The sequence below is a fragment of the Salegentibacter sp. 24 genome (assembly GCF_004362395.1).
Taxonomy (GTDB): Bacteria; Bacteroidota; Bacteroidia; order Flavobacteriales; family Flavobacteriaceae; genus Salegentibacter.
The window spans coordinates 1-16,539 of the sequence record NZ_SNWE01000027.1 but is presented as its reverse complement, the minus strand read 5'-3'; the positions used below and the strand labels follow the sequence as shown (position 1 = coordinate 16,539).

At 38.6% G+C, this 16,539-nt stretch carries 12 protein-coding genes; 9 read left to right on the top strand and 3 right to left on the bottom strand.

The features are described from left to right. Nucleotides 1–64: 64 nt before the first annotated feature. The 3 genes from nhaC to DET49_RS15880 form a co-directional block, all read right to left on the bottom strand. Nucleotides 65–1,552, bottom strand: coding sequence for a Na+/H+ antiporter NhaC (gene nhaC, locus DET49_RS15890; RefSeq protein WP_133549475.1), 1,488 nt, complete (start codon nucleotides 1,550–1,552; stop codon nucleotides 65–67). A 132-nt stretch (nucleotides 1,553–1,684) separates the two neighbouring features. After that, entirely contained in the window at nucleotides 1,685–2,266 is a 582-nt protein-coding gene (locus DET49_RS15885) for an outer membrane beta-barrel protein (protein ID WP_166636594.1), read from the bottom strand. 91 nt (nucleotides 2,267–2,357) lie between these two features. Next, nucleotides 2,358–3,572, bottom strand: a complete 1,215-nt coding sequence (locus DET49_RS15880) for an aminotransferase class I/II-fold pyridoxal phosphate-dependent enzyme (RefSeq protein WP_133549471.1) — start codon at nucleotides 3,570–3,572, stop codon at nucleotides 2,358–2,360. Nucleotides 3,573–3,729: 157 nt separating this feature from the next. Between DET49_RS15880 and DET49_RS15875 the strand changes: the two genes are divergently transcribed. The 9 genes from DET49_RS15875 (at nucleotide 3,730) to lpdA (ending at nucleotide 16,337) form a co-directional block, all read left to right on the top strand. After that, nucleotides 3,730–4,188, top strand: a complete 459-nt coding sequence (locus tag DET49_RS15875; RefSeq protein ID WP_133549469.1) for an Lrp/AsnC family transcriptional regulator — start codon at nucleotides 3,730–3,732, stop codon at nucleotides 4,186–4,188. A 417-nt stretch (nucleotides 4,189–4,605) separates the two neighbouring features. Then, nucleotides 4,606–5,913 carry an aspartate aminotransferase family protein gene (locus DET49_RS15870; protein WP_133549467.1) on the top strand — a complete coding sequence of 436 codons (1,308 nt, stop codon included), beginning with the start codon at nucleotides 4,606–4,608 and terminating at the stop codon, nucleotides 5,911–5,913. A gap of 166 nt (nucleotides 5,914–6,079) precedes the next feature. Further along, nucleotides 6,080–7,012, top strand: a complete 933-nt coding sequence (locus DET49_RS15865) for a carbon-nitrogen hydrolase family protein (protein ID WP_133549465.1) — start codon at nucleotides 6,080–6,082, stop codon at nucleotides 7,010–7,012. A 15-nt stretch (nucleotides 7,013–7,027) separates the two neighbouring features. Continuing rightward, nucleotides 7,028–7,444, top strand: coding sequence for a VOC family protein (locus DET49_RS15860; protein ID WP_133549463.1), 417 nt, complete (start codon nucleotides 7,028–7,030; stop codon nucleotides 7,442–7,444). A gap of 2 nt (nucleotides 7,445–7,446) precedes the next feature. Further along, nucleotides 7,447–10,203: an aminotransferase class I/II-fold pyridoxal phosphate-dependent enzyme gene (locus tag DET49_RS15855; protein WP_133549461.1), complete on the top strand. Its 2,757-nt coding sequence runs from the start codon at nucleotides 7,447–7,449 to the stop codon at nucleotides 10,201–10,203. A 4-nt stretch (nucleotides 10,204–10,207) separates the two neighbouring features. Further along, the gene (locus DET49_RS15850; protein ID WP_133549459.1) at nucleotides 10,208–11,998 is read left to right on the top strand and encodes a biotin carboxylase; all 1,791 of its coding nucleotides are present in this window, start codon (nucleotides 10,208–10,210) and stop codon (nucleotides 11,996–11,998) included. 85 nt (nucleotides 11,999–12,083) lie between these two features. Beyond that, nucleotides 12,084–13,334, top strand: coding sequence for a C45 family autoproteolytic acyltransferase/hydolase (locus DET49_RS15845; protein ID WP_133549457.1), 1,251 nt, complete (start codon nucleotides 12,084–12,086; stop codon nucleotides 13,332–13,334). A gap of 149 nt (nucleotides 13,335–13,483) precedes the next feature. Then, nucleotides 13,484–14,842 (top strand): NAD-dependent succinate-semialdehyde dehydrogenase, encoded by a 1,359-nt coding sequence (locus tag DET49_RS15840; RefSeq protein ID WP_133549455.1) that lies wholly within the window; start codon nucleotides 13,484–13,486, stop codon nucleotides 14,840–14,842. A gap of 88 nt (nucleotides 14,843–14,930) precedes the next feature. Continuing rightward, nucleotides 14,931–16,337 carry a dihydrolipoyl dehydrogenase gene (gene lpdA / locus DET49_RS15835; RefSeq protein WP_133549453.1) on the top strand — a complete coding sequence of 469 codons (1,407 nt, stop codon included), beginning with the start codon at nucleotides 14,931–14,933 and terminating at the stop codon, nucleotides 16,335–16,337. Nucleotides 16,338–16,539 lie beyond the last annotated feature (202 nt).

The following is a 16,539-nucleotide window of genomic DNA, read 5'->3' as shown; positions in this document are numbered from 1 at the left end:
GTTTATTTTATATAGAATAGATAAATCCTATTTAACAATGATAAGCCTTATTAATACTGGGTTTTTACGCTGTTTGAGTTTTAGCGGAATCACTGAGTTCTTTGATTTTTATGCTGAAAGCAGCAAAAAGAAGGGTCATAAACGGGCTTAAATAATTGAAAAAGGCATAGCCGATATAGCTGACCGTTGGAACGCCTAATACGCCACTATGGTATGCCCCGCAAGTATTCCAGGGAACTAATACTGAAGTTACCGTTCCTGAATCTTCTAATGTTCGGCTTAAATTTTCAGGGGCAAGCCCTTTATTGTGATAGGCCTTGGCAAACATTTTTCCAGGGACCACAATTGCTAGATATTGATCCGAGGCTGTTGCGTTTAAGGCAAGGCAGCTAAAAACCGTACTGGCAAATAAACCAAAAGTGGTATGGAATAAATTTAATAGTGCTTTGCTAATTGTAGCCAGGGCTCCAATGGCTTCCATAATTCCGCCAAAAACCATGGCGCAAATAATTAACCAAATGGTACCAAGCATTCCAGCCATTCCTCCAGATGAAAACAGATCGTTTAAATTTTCATTATTGGTTTCTACCGCTGTATCTACCGTAATGGCTTGCATAACGCCGCGGTAACCACTAATAAAATTTAGATCACTGGTTCCTGCTATCTGTGCCACAATTTCAGGTTGAAAAATTAAGGCGGCGGCAGCGCCTAAAAGAGTACCCAGTAATAAGGCTATTAAAGGAGAGGTTTTCTTAATAATTAATGCAATAACAACTGCCGGTACAATAAACAGCCAGGGAGTTATGGAGAAAGTATCTTCAATGGAAGCCAATATTGCCGAAGTATCGGTGTCGCCAGAAGGTTCCAGGTTTAAACCAATAAATATAAAAATAATTAAGGTTATAATAATTGTAGGAACCGTGGTAAGGGTCATATATTTTATATGCGTGAATAAATCTGTACCTGCCATGGCGGGTGCAAGATTGGTAGTGTCACTCAATGGGGATAATTTATCACCAAAATATGCTCCGGAAAGAATCGCTCCTGCTGTCATTCCAACGGAAATCCCCAAGGCTTCTGCAATTCCTATAAGGGCAATACCTACCGTTGCAGAAGTGGTCCAGCTACTTCCGGTAGCCACAGAAATCACCGAACAAATGATCACGCAGGCTGCAAGAAAGATGGTGGGATTCAATATTTGTAAGCCGTAGTAGATCATAGTGGGAATAATTCCCGAGATAAGCCAGGTTCCTGCAAGTGCGCCTACCATTAATAAAATTAAAATGGCCCCTGAAGTACTTTGAATGTTGCCGGCAACCTCATCTATCATTTTATCATATTCCACATCATTGAAATAACCCACTACAGCTGCAACAGCACCGCCGAGCAATAGTACAAACTGGTTAGAACCACTTAATGCATCTCCGCCAAAAACATACACGTTAAAAGCCAACATTGCAATAAGAGCAAAAACGGGAATTAAGGCTTCCCAAATGCCAAGTTCTTCATTTGTTGGAATTTTCTCGTTCTCTGGCTTGTCTCTGTTTTCCATTCAGGCTTGAAGTGTATATAAACCTCTTTTCAAGGTTTGGGTTGAATTTATTTTAATCAGATTTTTACTTTCGGTCGTAATTTTACGATTTTAAAGGAAAATGAGCAAGTTTTCAATGAAAGTATAAATTGTTTAAAATTTATAACCAATCCCAAGTTGTACTCCAAAGGTGGTCAGTTTCTGATGAAAATTCTTCTCCTCAAACGGGACTACCGCATATCTTCTAAAATTAGGATTTATGTAGATATTGAAGTTATTAAAAGCATATTGAGCTCCAAGTCCAAAACCTACGCCTATCCCAGTCTGAGGGTCTATTGACTGGCTAGCGGAACCTTGAAAATCCATCACCGGACCTCCATTTACAAAGAAATAATCCAGAAAAGTAAAATTTGCAAAAATCGGAATAGAGGTGGTCTGCAATTCTTGTGAAGAAGAAGCTTCACCCGGCCTTGGGAGCGCAGAACTTGTCACTACATCGCCTTGCCAGTAATTAAGTCCGGTTTCCAGAGCTAAATTATCGGTAATGGCAAGTAAATATCTAAACCCCAATTCATATGAATTTTCAATATCAGAATTTCCGGCGCCATCAACTCGTTCACTTCTTAATAGATTGCTATCGGTGATACCATAATATAGCCGAATTTCATTTTGGGTTTGTGAATAAAGGTTAAGGCTTAAGAACAGCACGAAAAGGGGAAGAAGAAATTTTTTCAAAATATTATTTTTTGTGAATATACAAAAAAGAGAATGTTCGAAAATCTTTTTCTAAGATAACGAGTCGATTTTTGAAGTGGTCATCCTTTTTTTACGCAGTCTCCTTGCTCAACACTCCAACTTCTTCCATGCAGGATTTCATCATTTTATAAGTACGTTCTATATCGTTGTCCAGACCGATGGAGAAACGAATTAATCCATTACTTAATCCCATTTTTTCCTGTTCTTCCAGAGGTATTTCAGAAGAGGTAGAACTGCCAGGGGCGCTAAAAAGGGTTTTGTAAAAGCCTAAACTTACGGCAAGATACCCAAGATTTCTCTCCTGCATCAACTCCATTAATTCGTTGGCCTTATCAAGGCTGCCAACATCTAAAGTTAACAAACCTCCAAAACCGTATTCTTTATTCATCATTCTTTTAAAAGTCTTATGGCCAGGGTGATTTTGTAACCCGGGATAAACCGTTCTTAAACCATCTTCTTGAAATTTTTCAGCAAGAAACATCGCATTTTTACTGTGCTGTTTTATTCTTATATGTAAGGTTCTTAAATTCTTTAAAACCGAAGCAGCCCTCATGCTATCCATGGTAGGGCCAAGCAACATATTGGCCCCGTCATTCACGCTGCGAAGGGCATTGATGAAATCCTGAGTCCCGCAGGTAACACCACCGACTGTATCACTGCTACCATTAATGAATTTAGTTAAACTATGAATTACAACATCACAGCCCAATTCCTTCGGACTAACTGACAGTGGGGAAAAGGTATTATCAACCACAAAAGTTAGCTGATGTTTCTTTGCGATTTTAGCCAATGCCTCAATGTCGGCAACTTCCAAAAGTGGATTGCTTAGGGTTTCACAGTATAAAATTTTGGTATTTTTAGTAATCGCTGCTTCAACGCCTTCTAGGTTAGTGATATCTACAAAGGAAGTCTGTATGTTGAACTTTGGAATAAAATTTTTCATAAAGGCGTAGGTCCCCCCATAAACCGTGCGGCTGGAAACAATATGATCACCTGCCTGGCATAGCTGAAGCAGGGTAGAGGTGATAGCACCCATTCCACTGGCCGCCACGTTTGCGGTTTCGGTGCCTTCCATCGCACCAAGAGCTTCACCTAAATATAAATTAGATGGAGAGGAATGTCGGGAATAAAGGTAACATCCTTCAGAGTTTCCTTCAAAAGTATCAAACATAGTTTTGGCGGAAAGAAAAGTATAGGTCGAAGAATCAGATATCGAGGGATTAACGCCTCCAAATTCGCCAAAATATTGAAGATCCTGAATATTATTTGCGGGCTTATAATTCATTGTTGTTGGTTTAATGATTTTTTAAAATTAAGATTAACAGGTAAATAAATCAATATATTTATATAAAAACAGTAAATAAAACTATAAATTGAATATTAAATAGAAAATAAATCGGTATTTAAGTCAGTTTAAAATTCGGTTTAGAAAATTTTTCAGTATGAAATTAGATCAAAAAGATTTGAAGATCTTAAAACATCTTCAGGACGATAGTAAGATGACCAATAAGGAGATTTCCAATAAATTGCAGCTATCAGTAACTGCTGTTTTTGAGCGCATTAAACGCCTGGAGCGCGAGGGCGTAATTTCAGGATATGTTGCCTTGGTATCACCAAATAAAGTAGCAAAGAGTTTTATGGTTTTCTGTCAGATAAAACTTATTCAACATTCCCGGTCTTACCTAACAAAATTTGAAACTGAAGTCACGAAGCTCTCTGAGGTAATGGAATGTTATCATGTAAGCGGCGAGTATGATTATATTTTAAAAGTACTGGTCAAAGATATGGAAGCCTACCGTGAATTTATGGTCACTAAACTAACCAGTTTAGATCATATTGGTAGCACCCAAAGCACCTTTGTTATCAGTCCTGTGAAAAGTACCACGGCTGTTCCCCTTTAGTTTATTTGAAAGAATTTTTTAAAATAGGATCCCTCAATATCTCAAATGGGACAATATTAAACTTTAAAGTTCTTTGCAACTTAATTTTGATATTTTTTCAAAAATTTCAAGTTAGGTAATTTGGTAAATGAAAAATTGATTACAGTTTGCTTTTTATGGATCTATAAATTATTGAATATTAATGAAATAAATAGTATTCTGGTTTATCTTTTAGAATGAATATTGAACAAGTTTTCTCTCCTGAAATTAGCGATAAATCGCCTTTAAGTCTGGTTTTCAGTGTAAAGGACGTGGGATATACGAAAATAATATTGTATATTAACAAGCGGCGAAAGAAGGTTTAGGACCTACTTACTTTTATCTTCCCTCCCTTTGCAAGTTTTTAAATTAACCATTCAAAAGAATATCCAAGTATTTATGACTGAAGAGCAAACCAAATCTCAGCAACTCCTTGATAGGAGAAAAAACATTGTAGCCAACGGAGTTGGTGTTTTCAATACAGCCACGGTTAAAGAGGCTAAAGGAGCAATAATAACAGATGTAGACGGAAAAGAGCATATAGACTTTGCTGGGGGAATAGGTGTTGTCAATGCCGGGCATTGTCCGGAACCGGTGGTAAAGGCTATCCAGGAACAGGCCGAAAAATATCTTCATACCAGTTTTAATGTAGTTACATACGAGCCTTATATCAAGCTTTGTGAAGTACTTGCTGAAATTCTTCCTCATGGGGATAGAACAAAAGCAATGTTAATCAGCACAGGGGCTGAAGCTGTGGAGAATGCGATTAAGATTGCACGACAGGCAACAAAAAGACCAGCGGTAATTTGTTTTACCGAAGCATATCATGGCCGGACATTGATGGGGATGAGCCTGACCAGTAAGGTGAACTATAAATTTTCTTCAGGGCCTTTTGCTCCAGAAGTTTATCGAATTCCTTTTCCAAATTTTTACAAATATCACGGTACACAAACCATGGAAGAATTTGTGGAAACAGAACTCAAAAGGCTCAGGGAGAGTGCGCATAGTATGGTTGATATCAATAGTGTTGCTGCCATAATTGTAGAGCCACTTCAGGGAGAAGGTGGTTTTAATCCTATTCCAAAAAAATATCTGGAAGGACTTCGTTCCTTTTGTGATGAGCACGGGGTTTTGCTCATATTCGATGAAATCCAAAGCGGGTTCTGTCGCACAGGTCATTGGGCCAGCTGGCAGCATTATGGAGTACAGCCTGACCTGAGTACCTACGCCAAATCTATGGGTTCTGGCCTTCCTATTGCTGCTGTCCTGGGTAGTGCTAAAATCATGGATGCTGCAGAGCCGGGTACTATTGGCGGCACCTATATAGGAAGTCCAGTCTGTTGTGCTGCTGCCTTAGCTACTATCCAGTTTATGAAGGATGAGAATCTTAATGAACGTGCCATTTATATCGGTAAGATCATTACAAAGCGGATGGAAACATTTAGAAAGGAATGTCCGGAGATTGGTGATGTAAGAGGAATAGGTGCTATGATAGGGATCGAATTCATAAAGGATAACGATCCATCAAATCCACATACGGAATTATGTGCTAAGATTCTTAAAGGCTGCGCCCAGGAAGGTCTCATTTTAATAAGCGCAGGTACCTTTAAAAATGTTCTAAGAATATTGTGCCCGTTGGTAATTAGCGATAAACAATTAAATAAAGGTTTGGATATTCTGGAGAACCAAATAAGAAAACATACTTAAATTTTAGTGAGTTGTTGAAAAGCTGTTCAGGAAAATTCCGGGAGCTGTTACCTAACTATTTTGTTGTGAATTTAAGTAGTAAATGTACTAACCAGTTTTTTTAAGAGAAAACTAGTTAAGGAGTCCGAAAAAATAGTTTTGGCGGATAATAATAAATTGAAAATATATGAATCCATTTGCAATAGCAGGAATACAAATGAAGGTTTCCGCAGTCACTTCCAATGTGGAAATGATGAAGCTCAAACTAGATATTACCATGAGTCTTTACCCCTGGGTTGATATGGTAGTGTTTAGCGAGTTATGCGGCTACGGTCCCTTAACCCATAATGCGCAGGAAATTCCGGGAGATTTTGAAAAGGAAATGCAGGCTATGGCCAGAAAGCACGGAGTTTGGTTATTGCCAGGTTCCATCTTTGAGAAAAGTGAAGGTAAAATCTATAACACTGCAACGGTGATCAATCCGCAAGGGGAAATTGTTACACGATATAGAAAAATGTTTCCTTTCTATCCTTATGAAGTTGGAGTTACCCCGGGTTCAGGATTCTGTGTTTTTGATGTGCCGGGAGTGGCTAAATTCGGAATATCCATTTGTTATGATATGTGGTTTCCTGAAACGGTTCGAACATTGGCGGTAATGGGAGCAGAGGTTATTCTGCATCCAACTATGACAGGAACTATAGATAGGGAAATAGAATTATCTATAGTAAGGGCTATGGCCGCTGTCAATCAATGCTACTTTTTCGATGTGAACGGGCTCGAATCAGGTGGCAATGGAAGATCCCTGGTTTGTGGCCCCGATGGCAGGGTGATCTATCAGGCTGAAGGGAACGAAGAGATTTTTCCACTGGAACTCAATATAAATCGGGTAAGAAGAAGTCGGGAACTAGGTGTACTACGTTTAGGGCAACCTTTAAAAAGTTTTAGAGATCATATAGGTGATTTCCATATATACCAGCAGGGTGCTCAGTTGCCTTATCTTAATTCCCTGGGGCCGCTTATTAAACCTACCCGACTAGATAATCTTGCCGAATTAAAGTTGAAAGAACACGAATATGAACCACCGGAAAATCCTACAGGATATAAAGGATTTGGAGCATAATCAAAAAACAGAACTATGGGAGGAACTACACAAAAGAAGAAAAAAGAAAAACAAGGAGAACAACCTGTAAAAGACTTTATAAGCTGGTTTGAAATTCCTGCAATCAATTTTCAACAAGCCGTTGATTTTTATAATCGGATTTTCAATATTGATATGGAAACCCAATTTGATGGTAATTATGCAATGGCATTTTTTCCAGCGGAAAAGGGTATTGGAGGAGCCATTGTTACGGGGCCAAATTCAATACCAGGAATAATTGGTCCCCTTCTTTATCTCAATGCCGGAAGGGATCTAAACCATATTTTAAACAGAGTTGAAGCTGCTGGTGGGAGAATTGTAATGACCAAAACTTTAATAAACCAGGAGTCAGGTCATTTTGCCATTTTTATTGATTCTGAAGGAAATAAACTCGCTTTACATTCAAAAGAATAATTATGCCAGAGAAAAAAATAGATAGTGCACATTATTACAATATTGCTCAACTTAGGGTAGAATCCTGGAATAACTTAAAAAGTGAGTCTACTAAACTCCATTCTGCTGCCCGTGGTTCAGAAAATGAAAAGGTCCACAAAAAAAACCTCCAACACCTTTTAAAAGATCTTGAGGGTGTGGAGTGTTTTTTTGCCTTTCCTGGTATTTCTTGTATTGATTCGTTAAGGGAAATGTTAGAAAGACAGGAACATACTGCCCTGTCTCACAAAATAGCAGAGATCACAAAAAATTTGGTAAGTGATAGGTATAGAAGCAATCCTGATTTTTTAGAAGAAGAAGATCCGGGGGTCGAGCTTACCGATAAAGCGGAATACACCGAAGTAGCAAGAAAAAATTATTTTGAGGTCATGTTTGTGGAGGATATTTCTCAGGCAGAAGAAAATAAATTACGCCATGATCTAAAAGAAATGCGACTTTCTAATGAACAGTTTGCATACGGAATTGTAGTCCAGCGTTCTTTTGAGGATGCATTAATCGCCCTTCAATTTAATTTTAATATTCAGGCGGTAGTAATTCGGTATGCACCGCCATATCATTCAAAAAAGATCACCCCCGTAATCAAGCCTTTTATTCAAAATATTTTAAGACTGAAATATGCTGATAAATCGCCTAAAGAGTTAGGACCGATTTTGGGTACTATGGTTAAAAAATTTAGGCCGGAATTGGATACCTACTATGTAACCGATACTGCATTAGGAAATTTAAAAGATAGCACCTTAAAAACTTTTAGAAGAATTTTTTATCGAACTGAAGACCTACAAGAACTTCACCTCACCGTTATTAGAGGAATAAGTGAACGCTATGAAACACCTTTCTTTTCAGCGCTAAAGGACTACAGTAAAAAACCTACGGGAATATTTCATGCCATGCCAATTTCCAGGGGGAATTCGGTTTTTAAATCCAGGTGGATCAAGGATTTTGGAAATTTTTACGGAAGAAACATGTTTCTGGCAGAAACTTCATCAACGACCGGTGGATTAGATTCTCTTTTGCAACCGACCGGTTCGCTTAAAAAAGCACAACAAAAGGCTAGTGAAGCTTACGGCTCCAGAAACACTTTTTTTGTAACCAATGGAACTTCTACCGCTAATAAGATTGTAGTGCAGGCACTTGTAAAGCCGGGAGATGTAATTTTAATAGATAGAGACTGTCATAAATCACACCATTACGGGCTTGTATTAGCTGGCGCTTATCCAGTTTATCTGGATTCTTATCCTATAGAAGAATATTCCATGTATGGCGCAGTACCATTAGAGCAGATTAAAGAAAAATTGCTTCAATTAAAAAAGGCTGGTAGATTAAGTTTGGTTAAGATGTTATTGCTAACCAATTGCACTTTTGATGGGTTGGTTTATAATGTTGAAAGAGTTATGCAGGAGATTCTGGCTATAAAACCAGATATGATCTTTTTGTGGGATGAAGCCTGGTTTGCCTTTGCTGGTTTTACCTATAATTATAAGCAACGTACAGGAATGTTTGTTGCTAAAAAATTGTTTGATAAATACCAAAGCAATACTTACCGGGAAGAATACAATGCCCATATAAAATCTTTAAAAAAGAATGAAATTCCTAGTCTGCCCAATCCCGATGAAGTTCGCATTAGGGTTTATTCAACTCAAAGTACACATAAGACCCTAAGTAGTTTTCGCCAGGGATCAATGATACATGTATGGGATGAAGATTTCCGTAAAAAAAGTGAGAATACTTTTATGGAAGCCTATATGACACATACCTCAACTTCTCCAAATTATCAGATGTTGGCCTCTCTGGATGTCGGAAGAAGGCAGGTGCAATTCGAAGGTTATGAGCTAGTAGAGAAAAGTATTGAACTGGCAATGGTTCTAAGGGCTAAAGTCAACGATCACCCACGGTTAAAGAAATATTTTGATGTATTAACCATAGGGAACTTTATCCCCAAACAGCACAGAAAATCGGGTATAAAAGAATATTATAATTCCAAGGAAGGTTGGACCAGGATGGAAACTGCCTGGGAACAGGATGAATTTGTATTGGACCCCACAAAAATCACCCTGCATATTGGTAGAACAGGAGTGGATGGTGATACTTTTAAGAACAGATATCTTATGGATAAATTTAATATTCAGATTAACAAAACCTCCAGGAATACGGTTTTGTTTATGACAAATATTGGAACTACCAGGGGAAGTGTTACTTATCTAACAAATGCACTATTAAAAATTGCCGATGAGCTGGATCAGGAATTTAAAACCCTTAGTCAAAAGGAAGGGAATAATCGTCAAGACCGAATTAAGTCTTTGACCGAGGACTTTCCACCTTTACCAGATTTTAGTTATTTCCACCATTCCTTCCAGGCAGTTCCTGGAGTTCCTGGAGGAAATATACGAGAAGCTTTTTTCTTGGCCTACAATGAGGAGAATTATGAATATATGCCACTTTTGGAATGTTTGCCCGCCATGGAGGACAACAGGGTCCTTGTAGCTTCATCTTTTATAATTCCTTATCCACCTGGATTTCCGGTGCTTGTTCCTGGTCAGGTCGTAAGTGAAGAAATTGTCCGGTTTCTAACAGCGCTGGATGTATCAGAAATTCACGGTTACCGGGCAGATCTCGGCCTGAGAATTTTTAAAGACAATGTGCTAAACCGCCAGAAAACAGTGAGCTCTATGGGCTCTATGGCGAACAATTCTAAAAAAAAGATCACTAACTTAAAAAATTAAAATCATGGATTCTAAAAAGCCAAAGACCTCCGGTAAAAAAGGAGCAACTAATAAAAAGAAAACCACACCAAAAAAAGAACCGATTTCTCCCGAACGCAGTGCTAAAAAAGACCGTAAATTAAAAGTTACCGAAGAAAAACCTTTGAAAGGAAAGAAATCCGTACCATCGGACTCCACTGCTCAGCAAGGTAAGACTCCTGCTTCTTCCACTGCTAAAAAGAAAAAAACTACTACCGCCTCCGGCGGTGGAAAGGCCAAAAGTACTAAAATTAAAAAGACAGTGGGAGGTACTAAGGCTAAAGATAAAAATTTGGCTGTCAATACACCTGGTCCTAATAAAAGAAAGAATGGGCTCAAGGGAGTTTCAGATATTCGTAGATCTTTCCATAAAAATGAAGAACCCTTATACTTTATAAGTGCTACTAACTTCAATCTTTTAGGAGCTGATGAATGGATTAAAGGATTCAAATTTATTTGCCATATAGAGTGCTTTGATGGGCTGCATCCTAACGTGTTTTCACCAAAAACCGAGATACCACACGATGATTTTGAAGGTATTGAAGACATAAACAATTATCTTTTGCAACACCCCGAGGTTCAGGATTATCTTAAAACAAGATCTGTGAATGGGAAGGCTGGTAAAGCCATGTTTCTTATGTTTAATGAAAAAACTGAAGAACTTGCAAATAAACTAGGCCTGGAAATTATGTTCCCCAAAGCCGAAATGCGAACTTTTCTGGACAATAAGGTCAATACCAACCGGATTGCAGAAAAAGCAGGAGTAGCCTGTGTGCCTTATGTATTGACTAAAGTAAATAATTATCAGCATCTAAGAGAGGTTTCAAAACACCTTGGTAACGAGTTGGTTATTCAAACTCCATTTGGGGATTCTGGTCATACTACTTTCTTTATTTCGAATGAAGAAGAGTATCAAAAAAATGCAGAAGAGATCGAGAAAGAGGAGGAAGTTAAAGTGATGAAGCGTATTCGCTGCAGAGGTTCTGCCATAGAAGCTTGCGTTACCCGGCACGGAACAATTGTAGCTCCATTAATGACGGAACTCGTAGGCTTTAAGGAACTAACCCCTTATGAAGGTGGCTGGTGTGGCAATGAGATATATCCCAATGCATTTACTCCAGAACTTAGAGATAAAGCTATTGAATATACCCAATTATTTGGAAATCAATTAAGAGAAGAAGGCTATAAAGGATATTTTGAACTCGATTTTTTAATAGATCAGGATAACGGAGAGATTTATTTAGGAGAATTAAATCCAAGGGTTACCGGAGCTAGTTCTATAACGAATCACGCTGTTTTTGCTCTTGCAGATGCACCTCTTTTTGTTTTTCATATCTTAGAATGGATGGATATCGATTATGAACTTGATATCGAAGCTATTAATAATCGTTGGGCACACCAGGAAAATATTGATGGATGGAGCCAGCTAATTGTAAAGCATACTGAAGATACCATAGAATATGTTACTAAAGCACCAAGCTCCGGTATCTATAGAATGTACGATACTGGTCATATCCAGTTCGATAGGATGGATACGCACCGTAGAGCGGTAGAGAATGAAAATGAAGCCTTCTTTCTGAGAATTAGCAGAAAAGGAGATTATCTCTATGAAGGCGCTGATATGGGAATACTAGTTAGCCGAGGGAGAATGATGACCGATGATTTTCAACTTAATAACAGGGCCAAGCATTGGATTAAAGCTATTAGGGGACAATATAGTTCTGAGATGGTAGAAGATAAGAAAAAGCCAAAATTATCAGGAACTTTAACTAAATAATATACTGATATTCTGAAGGTTTAAGAGGAATTAAAACTACTTTGCCAACCTTAATGATACAAATAGTTATTTAAAACCCATACCAATGCAATTATATTTCAATGCTATTTCTGAACCTGGAAAACCTGGGTCAAAATGGAAAAAATTATATCAGACTCACTGGCCAGCTTATAAAACCTGGCTTAATTCTAAAGGAACTGCCAATTATCCTGATCTTGAAACATCGCAGGCAGCACTTAAAAAGTTTATGCCAGAGATGTGGCCTACTTATCAACGCCTTTGCAAACTTGCAAAAGGAGATAAGCTTGCGGCTCGTTTTTTAACAGGTTTCCAACCTCCAGCATACATAAGTGGCTGCTCCCAGGCAGTTACTACTGGGAAAGATATTCAGCTGGTTAGAAATTACGATTTTCATCCGGACCTAATGGAGGGAACACAACTGCTCACCTCTTGGAATAACAAAAAGGTGATAGCAACCAGCGATTGCTTAATTGGTGCCGTAGATGGGATGAATGAGGAAGGTCTTGCTGTTTCCCTAACTTTCGGAGGTCGAAAAGAGGTAGGCGTAGGTTTCGGTATCCCCTTTATTTTACGTTATGTTTTGGAATTTTGTAGCAATGTAGCGCAAGCTGTAGAAGCTTTGAGCAGGATCCCTTCCCATATGTCTTATAACGTAACCGTTGTTGATAAAACAGGGAAATTTAAAACCGTACAACTGGCGCCAGATAAAGCCCCACTGGTAACTGATGCTGCTTTTACGACCAATCACCAGGGAACAATAGACTGGCCGGAAAATGCGGCCTTTAATAAAACCCTGGAAAGATCTTCGTTTCTAAATAAAATATTGTCAGCTAAAAAAGTAGATTCCACTGAGGTAGCCGATGCTTTTCTAAAGGCGCCTCTTTATAACACTAAATTTAAGGAAGGTTTTGGAACCTTGTTTACCTCGGTATACCAACCCTTGAAAGGCTCAGTAGAACTTCGGTGGCCTGAAACTTCTTTACAACAAACCTTTGAAAATTTTCAGGAGGTTTATAAGCTCATAAATTACGAACCAGCCCAGATTGCAGCTCACAATTGGAACCAGCCAGCTATAGAAATGGCCAATACGGTAGAAGATCCATTTGAAGAGCAATACGCAGAGAATCTGGATTGGCAGGAAAGCATTACTGAAATTATGGTAAATGCTATGGCTCAGGCCCACCCATCAACAAACGAAAAGGAACTTGAAAAATTAAGAGGGGAAATAATTAATGATGGAGAAGTCTCCTGGCAGGCTGTAGCCGGTTTCTGGAGTAAAATGGGGGCAGGATATTACGATTCCTGGAGGAATTAATTTCTATTTTTTAATTTAAGAAAATTATAAAACCTGGTGTCATAAATAATGGATTTTGCTATTATTTATGACATTAGTCTTTATAGTTAATTCCTTCTAATTTTAAATAATTCTCAACCCTAATCCAAAGTCATAAAAAATAAAACAAAATGGAATTTTATAGCACAAATCCCTATAACGGAGTGCAGGTGGGGAAGTATACTGCGCAAACAACAGAAGAAACTTCAAAAGTTTTAAACCTTTCTGGAAATGCTTTTAAAGATTGGAGCAAAAAGCCTCTTTCCTCAAGAACTGCACTTTTAAAAAATGCCGCACAGGTATTAAGGGACCATGTTAATGACTATGCGCAAATGATCACTCAGGAGATGGGAAAACCAATTTCTGAATCACGAGCTGAGATTAATAAATGCGCATGGGTATGTGACTATTACGCTGAAAATGCTGCAGGATTTCTAGCTCCTGAAGAGATAAAAACCGATGCCACCCATAGCTATGTGAGGCATGATCCCATAGGAAGCGTTTTCGCTATTATGCCATGGAATTTTCCATTTTGGCAGGTTTTCAGGTTCGCCGCGCCAACACTTACCGCTGGAAATACCGGAATTTTGAAACACGCGCCAAATGTGTTTGGCTGTGCTTTGAAAATTGAAGAAGTATTCAAAAAGGCAGGATATCCAAAAGGTGTTTTTCAGAATTTAATTGTCCACCACGATCAAACGGAAATGATTATTGCTCACGATGCAGTTCAGGCGGTTACTTTAACCGGAAGTGAAGCCGCAGGGTCGGCAGTGGCACAGCTTTCCGGGAAATATATTAAAAAGAGTTTACTTGAACTGGGCGGAAATAATTCCTTTATTGTTTGGGAAGATGCCGATATTGATCGGGCTGTAAAGACGGCCGTTTCGGCCAGGATGTTAAACTGCGGACAAAGCTGCATTGCAGCGAAACGATTTATTTTATTAGAAGGAATTTATGAGGAATTTATTTCGAAATTCAAAGCTACTGTCAATGATTTAAAAGTAGGAGATATAATGGACCATACTACCCAGATAGGTCCACTGGCCAGGAAGGATCTTGCCGATCAACTTCAAAGTCAGGTTAAAAGATCACTGGAACAGGGCGCCGAACTAATCCTTGGTGGGGAGCAGGATAATTGTTTTCATCAGCCAACCATTCTTGGCAATGTAAGACCTGGCATGCCTGCTTTCGATGAGGAAACCTTTGGTCCTCTAGCAGCTGTTATTAAAGCAAAAAGTATAGAGGAAGCTTTTGAACTTTCAGAAAAATCAAAATTTGGGCTGGGTACAACCGTATTTACTAAAGATATTAAAAAGGCTATGGAAATGGCTGAAAAAGTAAGTGATGGTGCCTACTTTGTCAACGAGTTGGTCAAATCCGATCCCCGACTTCCATTTGGTGGAACCAAGCGATCTGGTTACGGACGGGAACTGGCAAAAGAAGGAATGATGGAATTTGTCAATAAGAAAACAGTTTATGTTAAAGCTTAAATCATAATTTTAGTGGCATTGGTCATTGCCCTGAATAGTTGTACTTTTGTGTTTACTTTGTTAAAAAATCAACATAAAAGATAAAATTATGAGTAAATATGATGTTGCAGTTATAGGATCTGGCCCAGGAGGATACGTGGCCGCTATACGCTGCGCGCAACTGGGAATGAAAACTGCTATCATAGAAAAATATTCAACATTGGGTGGAACCTGTCTTAATGTAGGTTGTATCCCCAGTAAGGCGCTATTGGATTCTTCCCATCATTACCACGATGCTGTAAAACATTTTGCGGACCACGGAATTGAGATTCCGGGAGAAGTTAAAGTAAATCTTGAAAAAATGATGGAACGAAAATCATCTGTTGTAAGTCAAACCTGCGACGGAGTAAAGTTCCTGATGGACAAAAACAAGATCGATGTTTTTGAAGGGGTTGGTTCTTTTAAAGATAACACCCATATTAATATTGAAAATAATGATGGTGAGACCCAGACCATCGAAGCTGCAAAAACAATTATTGCCACTGGTTCAAAACCAGCAAACCTTCCTTTTATAGAACTTGACAAGGAAAGAATTATTACTTCTACCGAAGCTTTAAAGCTTAAGGAAATTCCCAAGCATATGATTGTAATTGGGGGTGGAGTTATTGGACTGGAACTCGGGCAGGTTTATCGCCGTTTGGGAGCTGAGGTAACTGTGGTTGAGTTTTTGGATCGTATTATCCCAACTATGGATAGTGCACTTTCCAAGGAACTTCAAAAAGTATTAAAAAAACAAGGGGTGAAGTTCCATACTTCTACCAAGGTGAAGTCGGTAGAGCGCAAAGGCGATGAGATTATCATCAAAGCTGATGATAAAAAAGATAAAGAAGTAGAGTTTAAAGGAGATTATTGCCTGGTTTCGGTTGGTCGTAAGCCTTTTACTGATGGCTTAAATGCTGATGCAGCAGGAGTTAAAGTAACCGATAAAGGGATGATTGAGGTTAACGAACATTTGCAAACAAATGTAGAGAATATCTATGCTATAGGTGATGTTGTTCGTGGAGCAATGCTCGCTCACAAAGCTGAAGAAGAAGGAACTTTTGTAGCTGAAACCATTGCCGGACAAAAACCACATATCGATTATAATTTAATCCCGGGGGTGGTTTATACCTGGCCTGAAGTTGCTTCAGTGGGTAAAACCGAGGAAGCGCTTAAGGAAGATGGTGTAAAATATAAAGAAGGAAAATTCCCTATGCGTGCACTTGGCCGATCCAGGGCAAGTGGAGATACCGATGGTTTTGTAAAAATACTTGCCGATGAAAAAACTGATGAGGTGTTAGGGGTACATATGATTGGTGCACGTACTGCCGATCTTATTGCTGAAGCTGTTACGGCCATGGAATACCGGGCATCTGCAGAGGACATTTCCAGAATCAGTCATGCGCATCCAACTTATGCCGAAGCGGTTAAGGAAGCTGCCCTGGCTGCCACCGAGAATCGTGCACTTCACGTATAGTTTTATATAACTACAAGAAAAATGGTTGATTAAAAAGCATAAAAGCTTTTCGATCAACCATTTTTTTATTTTCAAGTAAAAAAGATTTTAAGTAATTTAAAATTCCAATTTTTCCTGTTTTGTGCATGGGGACACCCGAGCTTCTAAGATAGATTTCTATCTAAATCGAAGAGGTTTACTAAATCCTTTTGTTCTTCATTTT

Excerpts from the sequence above, each read along its gene's own strand:
- DET49_RS15870 (WP_133549467.1), top strand. The coding sequence starts at position 4,606 with ATGACTGAAGAGCAAACCAAATCTCAGCAACTCCTTGATAGGAGAAAA.
- DET49_RS15845 (WP_133549457.1), top strand. The coding sequence starts at position 12,084 with ATGCAATTATATTTCAATGCTATTTCTGAACCTGGAAAACCTGGGTCA.
- DET49_RS15875 (WP_133549469.1), top strand. The coding sequence starts at position 3,730 with ATGAAATTAGATCAAAAAGATTTGAAGATCTTAAAACATCTTCAGGAC.
- DET49_RS15880 (WP_133549471.1), bottom strand. The coding sequence starts at position 3,572 with ATGAATTATAAGCCCGCAAATAATATTCAGGATCTTCAATATTTTGGC.
- DET49_RS15840 (WP_133549455.1), top strand. The coding sequence starts at position 13,484 with ATGGAATTTTATAGCACAAATCCCTATAACGGAGTGCAGGTGGGGAAG.
- nhaC (WP_133549475.1), bottom strand. The coding sequence starts at position 1,552 with ATGGAAAACAGAGACAAGCCAGAGAACGAGAAAATTCCAACAAATGAA.
- DET49_RS15865 (WP_133549465.1), top strand. The coding sequence starts at position 6,080 with ATGAATCCATTTGCAATAGCAGGAATACAAATGAAGGTTTCCGCAGTC.
- DET49_RS15850 (WP_133549459.1), top strand. The coding sequence starts at position 10,208 with ATGGATTCTAAAAAGCCAAAGACCTCCGGTAAAAAAGGAGCAACTAAT.
- DET49_RS15855 (WP_133549461.1), top strand. The coding sequence starts at position 7,447 with ATGCCAGAGAAAAAAATAGATAGTGCACATTATTACAATATTGCTCAA.
- DET49_RS15860 (WP_133549463.1), top strand. The coding sequence starts at position 7,028 with ATGGGAGGAACTACACAAAAGAAGAAAAAAGAAAAACAAGGAGAACAA.
- lpdA (WP_133549453.1), top strand. The coding sequence starts at position 14,931 with ATGAGTAAATATGATGTTGCAGTTATAGGATCTGGCCCAGGAGGATAC.